Source organism: Calothrix sp. CBUCES-K 9914 (genome assembly GCF_059640475.1).
Genome location: NZ_JBXXZH010000070.1, coordinates 24,446 through 38,728 on the forward strand (window position 1 = coordinate 24,446; position 14,283 = coordinate 38,728).

12 protein-coding genes are annotated in these 14,283 nt (G+C 39.4%); 7 read left to right on the top strand and 5 right to left on the bottom strand.

The genetic code is table 11. The features are described from left to right. Positions 1–4: 4 nt before the first annotated feature. The 3 genes from AC2JBO_RS17300 (at position 5) to AC2JBO_RS17310 (ending at position 3,637) form a co-directional block, all read left to right on the top strand. Positions 5–1,672 (top strand): HlyD family type I secretion periplasmic adaptor subunit, encoded by a 1,668-nt coding sequence (locus AC2JBO_RS17300; RefSeq protein ID WP_496954892.1) that lies wholly within the window; start codon positions 5–7, stop codon positions 1,670–1,672. 214 nt (positions 1,673–1,886) lie between these two features. After that, a complete protein-coding gene (locus AC2JBO_RS17305) occupies positions 1,887–2,639 on the top strand; it encodes a hypothetical protein (protein WP_496954893.1) in 753 nt (250 codons plus the stop codon). Between the two features lie 593 nt (positions 2,640–3,232). Next, positions 3,233–3,637, top strand: coding sequence for a TRADD-N-associated membrane domain-containing protein (locus AC2JBO_RS17310; RefSeq protein WP_496954894.1), 405 nt, complete (start codon positions 3,233–3,235; stop codon positions 3,635–3,637). Positions 3,638–3,749: 112 nt separating this feature from the next. Here the strand turns inward: AC2JBO_RS17310 and AC2JBO_RS17315 are convergent, their stop codons facing one another. Together AC2JBO_RS17315 and AC2JBO_RS17320 are read right to left on the bottom strand one after the other, a co-directional pair. Next, entirely contained in the window at positions 3,750–4,199 is a 450-nt protein-coding gene (locus AC2JBO_RS17315; RefSeq protein ID WP_496954895.1) for a hypothetical protein, read from the bottom strand. Beyond that, the gene (locus AC2JBO_RS17320) at positions 4,190–4,951 is read right to left on the bottom strand and encodes a ParA family protein (protein WP_496954896.1); all 762 of its coding nucleotides are present in this window, start codon (positions 4,949–4,951) and stop codon (positions 4,190–4,192) included. Before AC2JBO_RS17320 ends, AC2JBO_RS17315 begins: the two co-directional genes overlap by 10 nt. 298 nt (positions 4,952–5,249) lie before the next feature. Here AC2JBO_RS17320 and AC2JBO_RS17325 point away from each other — a divergent pair, with 298 nt between their 5' ends. Further along, positions 5,250–6,479 (top strand): YopA family protein, encoded by a 1,230-nt coding sequence (locus tag AC2JBO_RS17325; protein WP_496954897.1) that lies wholly within the window; start codon positions 5,250–5,252, stop codon positions 6,477–6,479. A gap of 384 nt (positions 6,480–6,863) precedes the next feature. On the opposite strand, the gene AC2JBO_RS17330 is transcribed toward AC2JBO_RS17325, so the two are convergent. Beyond that, entirely contained in the window at positions 6,864–7,883 is a 1,020-nt protein-coding gene (locus AC2JBO_RS17330) for a tyrosine-type recombinase/integrase (protein WP_496954898.1), read from the bottom strand. A gap of 230 nt (positions 7,884–8,113) precedes the next feature. Here AC2JBO_RS17330 and AC2JBO_RS17335 point away from each other — a divergent pair, with 230 nt between their 5' ends. Further along, positions 8,114–8,692, top strand: coding sequence for a hypothetical protein (locus AC2JBO_RS17335; RefSeq protein ID WP_496954899.1), 579 nt, complete (start codon positions 8,114–8,116; stop codon positions 8,690–8,692). Between the two features lie 1,917 nt (positions 8,693–10,609). On the opposite strand, the gene AC2JBO_RS17340 is transcribed toward AC2JBO_RS17335, so the two are convergent. Then, positions 10,610–11,425 carry an Rpn family recombination-promoting nuclease/putative transposase gene (locus AC2JBO_RS17340; protein ID WP_496954900.1) on the bottom strand — a complete coding sequence of 272 codons (816 nt, stop codon included), beginning with the start codon at positions 11,423–11,425 and terminating at the stop codon, positions 10,610–10,612. 266 nt (positions 11,426–11,691) lie between these two features. Then, the gene (locus AC2JBO_RS17345) at positions 11,692–12,528 is read right to left on the bottom strand and encodes a hypothetical protein (protein WP_496954901.1); all 837 of its coding nucleotides are present in this window, start codon (positions 12,526–12,528) and stop codon (positions 11,692–11,694) included. Positions 12,529–13,583: 1,055 nt separating this feature from the next. Here AC2JBO_RS17345 and mobC point away from each other — a divergent pair. Together mobC and AC2JBO_RS17355 are read left to right on the top strand one after the other, a co-directional pair. Further along, positions 13,584–14,000, top strand: a complete 417-nt coding sequence (mobC, locus tag AC2JBO_RS17350; protein ID WP_496954902.1) for a plasmid mobilization relaxosome protein MobC — start codon at positions 13,584–13,586, stop codon at positions 13,998–14,000. Continuing rightward, positions 13,990–14,283: relaxase/mobilization nuclease domain-containing protein (locus AC2JBO_RS17355; RefSeq protein ID WP_496954903.1), on the top strand; the 294-nt coding region annotated here is incomplete at its 3' end. The genes mobC and AC2JBO_RS17355, both read left to right, overlap by 11 nt.

A 14,283-nucleotide genomic window follows, 5' to 3' on the forward strand; every position in this document is an offset into this window, starting at 1 on the left:
AGTTATGAATAATAATAACGGTAACGGTAATAACGGTAACGGCAACTATTCTGATAATGGCAATGTTCATCATGGGAATAGTAACAACGGTAATGGTAATAATGAGAATAATGCAAATGGTAAATCTGATTCGTGCATACCCTCAGCTATTTCCATCGAACAGTTAGAAGAATTAGCTAAAAAAGCATCACAACCACCAGAAGAAATCCAACCCAAACCACCTAACTATGCACCAAGACATATTCCCAAGTTTGAACAACCAGTAATATTAAAACAACCAAGAAAGTGGTCAAGAGCAATCTTATGGGGATTGATGCTAACTACTACTGGTACAATTATTTGGGCTAATGTTGCTAAAATTGAAGAAGCTGTATCAGCAACTGGTAAACTCGAAGCAAGTGGCGCCACTAAAGATGTACAAGCACCAGTCGGTGGAGTGGTCAAAGATATTCACGTAAAAGATGGTACTCTAGTCAAAGAGGGAGAACGCCTTATCACTTTTGATAATACTACTGCCAAAGCTCAACTAGAATCATTACAAAAAGTACGCACTTCTCTTGTACAAGAAAATAACTTTTATTCTGCACAATTACGTGGCACCAACGTTGATGTTACCTCCTTACAAGTACCTGCATCAATGATAGACTTAACCAAAAGTCGTGCAGCATTGGTAGCAGAAAATCAAATGTACCGTACCCATTTAAATGGGGATTCTACAGGTAAACTATCAATCGACCAGCAAGAAAGAATCGCATCGAATCAAATTGAATTAGACGCGCGCGTTACTGCATCACAATCAGAAATTGAACAACTCAAACGCCAAGTTGAACAAACAGATATTAAGATTGCCTCTACCAAAGATACCCTCAAAATGAACCAGGGTATTCTTAATAATATTGGTGGATTGGCTAAACAGGGGGCAATATCCCAGATTCAATTACTCAAACAACAAGAAGAAGTACGTAACGCACAATCTCAGCTTGACCAACTTACTCAAGAAAAAGCACGATTATTGGCACAAATATCTGGTGGACAAGCTAAATTACAGAATACTGTAGCAGTATCTCGTAAAGACTGGCTTGATAAAATAGCAGATAATAATAAGCGTATCGCAGAAATTGATAGCCAGCTTACCAAAGCAATTGTCGAAAATAATAAAAAGATTGCCGAGACTGATTCACAAATTAGTCAAACCCAAATGAATTTGAAGTATCAGGAGATAAAGGCGCCTGTTGCTGGTAAAGTATTTGAATTAAAAGCACACACACCAGGGTTTGTTGCATCATCGACCGAACCCATATTAAAGATAGTCCCCACTGATAAACTAATTGCTAAAGTTTATATCACCAACAAAGATATCGGGTTTGTCAAGGAAGGAATGACTGTCGATGTACGTATTGACTCGTTCCCATTTAGCGAATTTGGAGATATCAAAGGTAAGCTGGTGTCGATAGGTTCGGATGCACTACCACCTGACCAAATATATCCATTTTATAGATTCCCTGCTAAGGTCGAACTCGATAGTCAACAGTTAAATGTTCAGGGACGTAATATCGCGTTGCAGTCGGGGATGGGAATTAATACGAATATCAAGATTAGGGATAGAACGGTGATGAGTATATTTGCTGACATGTTCAGCAGTAGTGTGGAATCGCTGAAGAATGTTAGGTAGGTTTGATGGATGTCTAATCTTGGAACGCGATTGGGGATATTACGATGGTGGTCCTCAATTTCCCATACTACATACACGCGCTCCTAATGCAAGGCTTTTGGCAACCGAAACATCGGGCGCAACTGGAGTTACACGAAACATTAATTTTTTCAATGTAAATAAAAGTACCGAATTTCTTAGATTATAGTTAGTTATGCTGTGTACTTTCTGGCGCATGACTGTAAACAAGCCGTACCGCAAGATTATACGTCCTTTTGAATCACCAACTGGCTACTATATTAAGGATAGTATCCATAGATTGTATGTTACCGATTTTGATTATGCACCCGACCGTGTAAGTTTAATTCGGGCATACAGCATCCTTGAAAAAGACTTAATCGAGGCGCTCGAATATATTGAACCAAGCGACGATAACCTAAAGACTTACTCGCACCGACTGTACGAACTACTTCTTCGTGCTTGTACTGAATTTGAAACCAACTGCAAGGGTATTCTCGAAGCAAATGGGTATCGCAAATCTGGTAATTTGAACATAATTGACTACGAAAAAATTAATACTAGCAGCCACCTATCCGAGTATGAAATACAGATTTCAATTTGGCTCGGCGGTCACAAGCTACTAAAACCCTTTGAGGATTGGAAAACTTGCAATCGTTTAAGTTGGTATCAACAATACAACAACGTAAAGCACGACCGTAATACTAATTTCAAGTCTGCTAATCTTGAAAATGTTCTTTTAGCTGTATCAGGTGTTTTCGCCGTTTTGTTTTCACAGTTTTATGTTTTGTCATTTCGTGCCCACCAATTGGTTGACAGCCTTGAAATAGATGATTCTGGATGGCATTCGCACGAAAACTCTATTTTTGCAATCAAACCACCACAAAATTGGGCACCTGATGAATGCTATGACTTTGATTGGAATAATCTAAAAAGTCAACCAGATAAGTTTTCCAATTACCCGTTTTAGACTAAAAGAAATTTTCGCTCATAATTAACTAGTAATAAACCAAGATACACGAAAGTACAATTTGTTGATGACGCCCCCATAATAAATGCGATGGTGCGTTCGTGCGTTCGCTTCCACATGTCCGTAAAGATTCAGCACCCTCTCTTGTGCAATCACAATCTCTAAAATGTGGTAGTTATCGCTAACCACTACCACACGAAGAGTGTTTATAGCAAAAAAAATATAAAAAATTTATATTACTCGTAGAATTACTGATGGCAGTCAAGTATCAATGCGGTTACGCTAGCGGTGAATGCCATTTATGCATTCTGTCAAACATATGCCGCTAGTAAGCGGAAGGATTTAATATACACAAAATGAACAAATTAATACGTACCTTGCTAATGCGATTTATTTCGCAAGCGAGGAATGTAAGCCATCAGAGCCTAGCTAGTAGTTTCCCCCTTCTAGATAAGCTCCCTACAGACTTCACATCAAAAATCGACTTATCCGGTAGAAAGTCATTTACAACAACTTTCTTCCCAAATATTTACTCAGTAGTTCGCACCTACCAGGTAAATAACCACAATCGTCAACTTTCTTATCGATTAACTATGGAACCAATACAAGGTAACACAAAAAAGTTAAACATCAACAGTGTATTAATAAATTCTTCACAAGAATCTGAAGAAATTATTGTTACTTATCATACATCTGTAGATGATGCAATTTCAACTGGTACCGAGCCTAGCCACTATTTAGGCACATCTATCCGGCTAGAGGAACGTCATCGGCAGGCGAAAGTAAGCTTCAATGCCGCCTTCGTCATGGGGATGGTAGCTGATGTCTTTGTTATCGTGACAGCTTTCTTAGTTTTGAACGGTAATGTGTCAATAGAATCGGCGATGTCAGCAGCAGGGATTGTTATGGGAGTTAAGGTATCTCGCCTCTTGGAACTTTCCAAGGACTCTAACGATAGATACGATGCCGCTGCACCGAAACTTCTAGATAAGGAGTAAATTCCTACTGATGGCAACTGTTTCCTCAAAACGGTTGCCCTATCGCTATCCCCATCGCAAGCCAACGACACACCATACATGACATCTCATGCTCACAATAAATATAGATTGTTTATTCTAGATTCTTGATTCTAGAAAATAGATTCAATAATACTGAGCGCAAGTTTTCTTCCGAGTCTATTTCCTCCCAGTTCACGGGCATCACTTGGAATAATTCCAATGCTGCTTGCACCCAAACCTCTTTGGGTATTTTCGCACCGTGCTGCCGCTTACCTTTTTTGAGCAAGTCGTTTAGCCAGTCGTTCAATTCAATCGGCAGGCGCAGGTTTACTGCCTCTCGCTCTCCTTTATTCAAGAATCTAGATTCTACACTAAAGATTGCAGGTTCTTGATTATTTGGTGATTTTTCTAGATTATTTATTCTAGAATCTTGATTATTGTTTGTAGATTCTTTAATATTCACAACCTTTGCGTTTGAAAGGGCATCCACTTCGGTTTTGCTGAAAATGCCTTGCGCCAAAGGATTGTTACCCAAAGCAGAATTTGGTTTATTTACTGCCATTTGTATATCTCCGCAACTAATTGACTATAAGAAGAAGCACCCACTCCCTGTGGGTCGTAATCAAAAATAGATTGCCCGTGGGAAGGAGCTTCTCTAATACGTACCGATTCTGGAATCACGCTTTTGAACATTTTGTCGCCAAAATGATTCGTCAGGGCATCAAATACTTCCTTGCTAAGATTGTTCCTACGGTCGTAACGAGTGGCCAGCACCCCCGCGACTTGGATGGGATGTTCTAGTTGTTCGCGCACCAAAGTTAGGGCGCGTTCAATTCCCTGCACTCCCAATAGTCCCAAATAGCTCATATCCACCGGAATAATCACCCCATCGCTTGCCATCAGCGCGTTGATGGAAAATACCCCGATGTTAGGGGGACAGTCTATCAGCACAAAATCATACTTGTCTAATATTGGCGCGACCGCCTTTTTAAGTAGCATCTCCCTTCCCGGACGACCCGATATGGGGATTTCTTCTTCTGCCAGCAAAATATTCGATGGTGCCACATCCACGCCACTATTGGTTGACACCACCACTTTTTCTAATGGAGTCTTGTGCTGCAAAACATCGAGTAGTTGACTATCCAACTGCCAAATGGGTATTCCCAAAGCAGCGCTGGCATTTCCTTGCGGGTCGATGTCAATCACAAGCACCCGCTGCTTTTTAAACTTGACCAATCCAACAGCCAAGTTATAGGCAGTGGTGGATTTTGCTACCCCACCTTTCATATTGAAAATAGCTAGCTTTCTAGTCATGGAAAGCATCTACCGTCTAATTACTTTACGGCAAATATTATACATTCAATATTCTAGATTATTGATTCTTTAATCTAGATATTTTCGCTCTAGAGGGATTCAAACGCTCAAGCCGTTTCACTTAATTAAAAAGAACCGCATTTGTATTTTGTTTGTAGTATATTGGTACAAAAGTTTTTATAATCGATTGAAGATGGACTCTACTGATTCCCTGCCAAAAAGCTATCTGCCACAACCAAAGCTCTACCAATCCAAATACCCCAATCAACAGATGCTTCTCTATAGGGGATTTGCAGAAGTGATTCAGGGTAAAAATATTATTGAAGGAAATGCGACGGTGCTTTTGGTTTGGTTTCCCCACCCAAATGCTTCCTTTGAGTTTACATGCTTTGGCGAAACTGATGATATCCAATTAGGCGATTTCACGCTTAAGCTGACGGAAATTGGAGTGAGCGCAAAAGGTTATGCTTCAAGAAGAAAATACGACGGTGCTGATCAAAGAACTGTAATCGATGGGTATTTTTGCGAACCAGTTGTAGAAGGTCGCGGTCAAGAATTAGCGTCTTTGGTATTTTATATCTCTAACTTCCCATTTTTCAATATCAGCAACATATGGGGTATGGAGGAAGACGAAGATGACTTAGAAGGTTGGCTGTTGGGTTTTTTTGATGGTCAGTTTGTATTTCAAACTGATGAATGGCGAATAGTATTAGCAACCCTACCCGATAGCTGGGATATTCACGAACTGCTACAAAAACAAGGTGGCTATGCTTTAACTCACATCTGTAAGCTAGAGCGATTGGATAGAAGCATCTTTTCGGTAGATGATACCAAAGACATATTAGAAGCGTTTTCATATTACCTTTCATTTGCACGAGGAATTTGGGTAACGCCAATTCTTCGGTATGGCTACGATGCTAATGGATATCAGGTTTTTGAGGAATGGTCGGATTATCACGCTGATTCGTGGCAAAACAATCCCTTTTGGTTTTGTACGGATTCTAAAGACTTACCTGAAGCTTTCCCTGGATTTATGCGTCGCTGGCAGAACGAAAACTGGCGCGAACTAATTCAAGAATCAATTCAATGGTATGTGGAAAGCAACAACCAATCACGAGGGGTAGATGGAGATATTGTTTTACAGCAAGCAGCACTCGAAAGACTCGCATGGGTTTTTCTAGTTGAAGACAAGCGTAATCTCAGCCGCGATGGGTTTCACAAACTCTCGGCAGCTGATAAAAACAGGCAGTTATTGTCTCATTTAGGAATCAGTTTAGAAATTCCTACTCGTCTAAGTAATTTACTTGCCGTGTCAAAAAGTCAAAATTGGGTTGATGGACCGCAGGCAATTACAGAAATACGCAATGCCATCGTTCACCCCGACCCCAAAAAGCGGCACAAAGGAAGCGGTGCTGATACATCTGTTAAAAACGAGGCATGGAATATCGGAATGCAATACCTCGAAATGGTGCTGTTAAAGTTGTTTGATTATCCCTATAGTTGCATCTACGAATATAATGACGAATGAAGTACTATTGAATTGTCAGCATCTAAAACTCAACAAGCTTTCTTAGAATGACTTAGAAAAGATTTTGCAATGCCCTCTTCAAAAACATTGAAGCTATACCGAATTGACCCTAACAATTCATTCATGTGCGCCCGTCGGAGTTTTCCCGAAGAAAGCGCGCAAAATTAAACAAACGGCTTCGCGCATTAAAGATAATATAAATTAATGCGCGAATTAATTTATTAAGGTACAAGTCCTAACTCTTGAAACGAGAGTCGGGAAACAGAAACTGTGCGAGTGGCTCCCTAATTTTAATTATGGGGAAGACAGAGCGAATTTTTAATTTTTAATTGTCCGCTTGGAGTGTAACATTAGTCTTCAGGAGCTTACTCGCTTCCAATTCCCCTATGACTCTTTGTTTAACAACCCAGCCAGCATTTCCGACACCTGCCACTGGTCTTTGCGCCTGTTGTCGTCATAAATCATCAAAGTTCTAACATCCGCGTGGCGACTAACAGAACGCGCCTTCCTGACATTTCCATCCGTCTCATCAAGTATCGTCGTAATCGCACTATGCCTTACCCGGTGCGGTGACATCGTTTTCTTAATCCCCGCTTTCTTAAAACAAGCACGCACAATCTTATAAATTCCATCCCCCGTCAACCTATGTCCCTCATGATGGAAATCCAAAGCCGTAAACATCGGACTATCATCGTTCATATCCCCGCGCGCAATCAACCACTCCGCAATCGCCCGTCCGCTCTCCGCACTCAACTCAATAAACTCATCATTAGTACCCTGTCCCTTACCCAAAATCCGCAACCGTCTTAAGTAAAAATCAAAATCTCCCACATTAAGAGCAGAAATCTCCCCTCGGCGCAACGCATTACTCCACAACAACATAAAAATTGCGTAGTTACGCTTTCCTAACTTAGTCTCCCTATCAAATACGGACGCAACAGACGCAACAGCCTGATAGTCAACCCCTCGCGTATCGCGGTAAGCCCGTACTTTTTCACCGGACACATCTTCCAACGAGTAATTGCATACTCCCAACTTCCGCCCCATAGAAGCCAACGATTTAATTGCAGCCAGCCGTCTATTTATAGTTGCCTCGCGCAAACCACCTTTTATCAACAGTGCCTTATATTTCAACACCACATGCACCGCTTGTTCTCTCTGCAAGTGCAAAAACTCTAATACGCTATCGCGGTTAGGAGTTGTTGAGGTCATCTTCAAAAAAAAATCGGATACATCTTTTTCATACGCGCGCCGGGTATTGGGATTCCTCTTATCGGCAAGAAGCTGCGCCAACACATCGGGGTCAGAGCGAAGTTCCGCGTCAAAATACCGAGTAATCGGCGCCTCAAGACAAGCTTCTAAAGAAGCGAATACAATTTCACCTGATAATGGTTCGCTTGGCATAATCCCTCACAATAACGCTATTGATAATGTACGTTTCCAATAACGAAATATCATTATATTAAGTTCTACTGCCACCTAAAAAAACATCCTCATCTGAGGCGTCACATATGCACGTATTTTTAATTGTGTCAAGTATTAATTAATGATAATTTTATATAAGTAAAATTACTTGCTCCTAATCATCGCAAATTATCCTAAAATCTACACAGGGTATATAACCAGGTGTGGATATGGCTTCAGATCGTGAATCTATCAACTTCAAATTGCCCAAACCCTTGTGCGACGCACTTCGTACCGCAGCAGCACAACGTAACACCACTGCTACCGACCTTGTAATTCAAGGGTTGCACCACGTTTTGGGTGACGTTCCTGGTGTAGAAGAGAGTGTAGAAGTCAGGTTGTATCAACTCGAAGAAGAATTCTGGCGCCTCAAACAAAGCATCAATGATGGCGCCAATCCCCAGTATGAAAGTAGGTTGGCTGCGTTGGAGCATAAATTTGAAACCGTCAGCAACAAAATTGCAAAGTTCGAGGGTGCGCTGCAAGTGATGCAAAGTAGTATAAATGCATCAAAATCTCGTAGGTCAAGCTATTCTCAACCTTATAATTCTCAACCAATTAAAATAGAACCCCACGACGAGAAAAAACTGGCTTTTAGGCTTAGTACTACCGTTGCAACATTAACTGAAAAACGTACAACCCTTAGTGCAGAAGAGTTTGAAGCTTGGACTCGGGACAAGGACGGTGTTAAACGTGGCTGGAGATACAATGATTTAGACGGGTTGTATCATGAAGTCAGCGCGAAGTAACAAGTCATTAAATTAGATACCCCCAACCTCCCTTAATAATAAAGCGCATCTTTATGTAAAATTGACTCTCACCTAGAACTACTCTCATCTAGGGAGAGCGAAATCCCAAACGCTCAGTAGCTGTCCCTAGAATGGAATGGAAAAATAATTATTGTGGGGAGCGGCTTCGCCGCGCTACCTGTTTTCGCCCCTCCCTATCGGTCGGGCGAAAACAGGTTTGGTAAGGTGCCCGAATTGGTTGATTAAAGACCATCTATATATATACAGAAAAACACGTTAACCTTAATATTGGTTAACGTGCATTGCGGTCGGTATATTCAAGAGCGTCAGCTACAAACAATTTTTCTCACATTGTTTTCATCACCAGCTATTTTACAAATCTTTATATAGATAAGTTATAATAATACTTGGAGAGCGTAATTTTGGAGTGGCGCATTTCTGTGAGGATTTTTTAATTAATTGGTGTCGAATCGACTTAAAATAATGGGCATTGTGTAGTATATACACTTTTGATTTTTTAAGCTAATTGCTTAAAATTCAAAGAACTCTGCGCCACGGAAATAATACTCGTATAAAAAAGCAACCACAGCAACTCCCTCAAAACATTGCTTCATAAGCTTTTTACACTCGCAGCAGCCATAAAAATTCGTATTCAACTGATAAAACAAACATAAGCCAACATAAGCCAGCTTTTCCGAGCATTCTCAATCAGTTTTGCTAATAACGAAGCTTGTAAAGTCTTTTTTTGACTTCTTTTGGCTTTGATTATCTTGGTAAAAATATCTAAAAAATCAGAAAATAATATCAGTATTTTTATTTTAGGGTGGAGCCAATTGGAGCCAACCGACGCGCTCATTCATCATAAAAATCAATCAGGTCTTCTTATAATTAGGCTCCAAGTGTCTCCATTTTGTCTCCAATTGAAAACTTTATTCCTTTAAACCCAATAATATTCCGAAAATAATCCGGTACCGGAATAAATGTTTTTTAATTAATAGCACACTTGCCGGGGGTTTGAGCTTTTACTCAGTGGGCAGTGGGGAAACATCACGAATCGCACAACCTTTAATTAAAAAAAACTACTGCCGATTGCCTACTGCAAATTGCCTACTTTATCGATAAACAAATCGTAGTTATCAGTAGAGAATTAGTTAATTATCAAACCAGCCTGTACTGATGTAACCTAAGTGACACCTTAGTTAAACCTAGGTGTCACCAAACCCAAGCAAAACAGCCAATAACTGCAAATATAATTACTTTTTTAATTTAAAATCACCATAAGCCACTGCCATTAGTAATAAATACTTATCTAGAAATAATTAAACGTTGTTTTCTAGGCTGGGCAAGGGTTTCAGCCTAATTCTGTGTAATTAATTTTGTCAGACTAGTTAAGTTAGGTGACACCTAGGTGACACCTGGGTCTCCATACAGCAGAAAACCAGTTAATTCCTTTTAGAATGTTTCAATTAGGACAAGAGCGCGCGTTGCCCATCTGAATTAACTACATACATACTACATATATAATACATTTTTAGTATTCTTACAGTATAAATACTCAATAATCAGGAGAGGGAGTTGCATAGGGACGCTATGCAACTCCCTCTTCTATCACTAATTGGTCATGAATTATATTTGACCAATCGAAGTGTATCTCCCGCTCTCCCAAAAAAATAATTTCGGGCACCTGAGTTCAATCTATGTTTAAAAAAATAATTGGTTTAAAATTTCCCATGCCAACCAACACAACTTGTGTCGAGCGTCGCAGCTTGGCTTGTGCCAGAACTTGCTTTCTATGTCAAAGGCATAGATTTTTTTGGTAGGGAATTAGTAGGTATTTTTTGTCCACCATCAAGCAAGTGGATAAAAAATCCCTACCCTAAACCTACCATTATATTTACGTCAAAAGTAATACTAAAATTACCGCCCATTAAACCAATTAGTTAAATCAGCAACCGAACTAAAATCAAGTAACGCCTCACCCAATGCCTCCAATTCTTCAACTGACAACCCGCGCAGACGGTCAACTAGGGTGTTATCAATATTACCCAAACGGCGATTAAGTTGCCGTGTTACCAGCGATAATGCTTCTTGTTGCTTTCCTTTACTTAAAATATCTTGATAAGTTACTGACTCTTGCATCATATCCTCCCTTAAAAATTGACGAATCAAATCTTTCTCGAACCTTAAACCAGCTAAAATATCAGCACAGGACGCAATGTTCTGTCTTTCATCCCTATCTGGAATTCTAGCAACACGTTCTCCAACCTGTGCCAACAATGTCCTGGGGGAATCAGTACGTGTTAAAGGCGCCAGTGGTAACAACGCCTTATTTTCCAGAAATAACGCCGAATCCTGTTCCCACAACCGTATCGCTCTGTATTGGTGTACCGTTGTCGCGTCGCGGTATTCCTCAGTAAACGCGATTTCATCTGTAGTTTCTACTAAGAAAATTACTATTTGGATAACAGGACAATCGTATTGACGCTTCAAGCGCACCGAATAGTCGAGCATCCGGAAAGGAATTGGTGGTTTAGATTTAGCTAAAGTTTGAAACTCCAAGTGGACTATTTGATTATTAGCCCGCAAGAAACTAACAGAATCTGCACGAATTGGTTCCAATGTCAATTCTGTTTTTAATATCTCGATTTGTCGCGTTTCAACTCCAAGCAACCAACGGATAAAATCACTCGGATATTGTTCTGCAAGCAGCTTACAGGCATTATCGTATTCCAAGAAAAGCACCCATTAATATCACTACAGTATTAATAATACATGAATTAATACCGTTTAATAAATAATTGTTGCATACCCAATATTTGTTATCAGCAATACTGGGATTTATGACAATATATATTTATTTTGTCAACAGTGGTTTTTTATTTATATTGCAGCAAGATTCGTATCTAAATATAATAGTCTTCGCGCCTAAACTTCGACGCGATAAATAACCGCAATCGTGTAGTTGAGACAACAAAAATATCCTTACAATTGGTAGGTAGTTACTCTTTCAGCACTGTAAATGCTTTTTTAAGTAGTTGGTTTTGAAAAGGTTTATCACCAGATGCTGCAATCGATTTTTTAATACAACTAAACCCTTCATCTACACTTTCTGGGGTATATTTCCCAGTCGCTATTTCAACAGAAAACTCGATAGTTCGTTTGATAGCTCCTCCTCTTTGTGCCGGAAAATTTGTAGCTTCAGTGAGAATCGTATACATTTTAAAGAGCCAGTTTTTCTCCACTTTCAAACGGGCGTAGTCTTCTTTCAACTCTAAAAATGATGCCATTAAACCTGAGTTACCTTGCTTCAAACTATCCAATTCTTTAGAGAGATTATTAACTTGAACGCTATACTCCTGATTTTCATTAACCAATCTAGAATTTTCAGCTTTTAATTTCTCAATATCAGCTTCCTTACTAGCAACAGTTGTTTGTATTTTTTTAAAACTCTCTTCATCATAAACAACCTTATAATGCTTCGGCACATTACTAAGCTGCTGCTTTAATCGCTCAATCTCTAAATCTTTCTGTCTCAACTCTGATTCAAGGTTAAGCACAATCTCATTACTTGAATCGGGTTTAGGCTCACCCAACGCATCTGAAACAGCATAAACAAACTCGTCCCTGATACTCTCGTCAATCGACTCAAACCAATTTGATTGTCTCTTAATATAATTAATCAAATTCAAGACCAACGCGGAAATATTAGAACCTTCAATCCCAGTAACCAAACTATAATTTAAATTAGCAAGATTACCGTCCCACTTCTCTCGACGGTAAAGTGCAGCCAAATCTTCAATAGCAGACTTTATACCAATAGGTATACGCCACATCATAGTGGGGAATTTAGCAGCTTTACCCTTCCCGCCCTTGGGTTTATCATACGAAACCAGCATAATTATAACTAATTAACTATATATCTCTTATAACGTGAATCAACTATACCGGGACAGGTCTTTCTGTAAAGATAATGTAAAAATTATTTACGCTTCGAGGTATTATTTATCAGCAACTACCCACAACATACAAACTTTTAGCGGGTCAATCAGGAACTCCCGCGCGCGCAGTAACCCCCATAAGTAGCGACCTACCTAAAAGCATATACCAATAAATATACACAATCATGCGGCAGATTGGTTTAACCTGAATCGGATATACATATACCAAAGTAACAAACTCGAATCAAATATCATGACAAAATTGACGGTAAGATGAATCAAGTTACACATAAATAATTTAGTCAGAGGAGCATACACACCATTATTTAAAATGCATATAGTATTTATCAATAGTTTCCAAAACCAGAATCAACTATCACGGATAAACTATTACAACCTGAATCAAGTTACATAAACCCGAATCAGGTTATAAATACCTCACTTACCAACATAAAATACTTCTGATAGCATGACAAATTATTATTAACCACCATAATTGGTAAATAATAATTAATCAATTCTCAAATAAAACAGACACAAAATTAATTTATGGGTGGTTAATAGCTAGTATACTAAATAATAACTGGCAAAGCATAAGCCTTACAACTATTAAATCATGGGTAATGTTTCAATATTATCCCCTTCAAACACAATAAATAGCAATTACCCGCCATAAATACGCCAACCATCCCACAATCAATACTGCCAACTGCCGAACAATCAAAAATACCCACAGCCCACCGTCCGCGCTTTTCAGTCAACAAGTACTACCCGCAGTCCCCCGCCGCAGTATAATTGTCGTATCCCCCGCAGCCCTCCCAGGTGCAAGCAATGTCGGGGTATATATATTTTTCTTCTTACATTTTATATTGTTGCCCCGACAATGCTTGCCAAAGGGGGGAGTGCCCCCCTTTTGGATATCCCCCCCAATCACTCCAATCCCTTGATAAACAATGCCCAAATCAAAAACCACACCAAAAAAAGTATACAAGGCGCCCAAACAATCGCCAAAGCCCCTAAAAGATACTAAAATACTCTTACCGCTGACCAGCGAACAGAAGCAGGAATGGCAAAAGCGCGCGTCTGACGCTGGATATAAATCTCTCACACCATTTATTAGAGATTGTGTGGAAAGAGGCAAGATTTATGTGACGCTACCAGCACCACTGATTAACGAACAAACTTACGTTGAATTGAATAAAATAGGTATTAATCTCAATCAAATTACCCGTAGAATCAATGAAGCAGTAAAAATTGGACTGCCAATTACAGATAATCCCACTGCTTTAATTAAAGAGTTGCAGTCACAAATCAAAGAAATACAATTACAATTATTAGGTTTATCTGAGATATCCGCACATGATAGCTAACTTAAATAAAGGTGGTAACGCCTATGGCACTATTAAGTATGCTGCTTTTAAAGATGGTGCGACTTTATTAGACACCAATATGGCAGGATACGACCCCGCTCAACTAGCTAGCGAGTTTGAATACTTTGTCAAAAAAAATGATTACGTGCAAGTGCCTGTATTCCATGCTAGTATTAATTTCCATCCAGGTGATAGAAAACTTACTGAAGAAGAATATATTGATATAGCAAGCGATTTACGTAATGAATTACAATTTGATGATAATAACCATCAATATTTATTA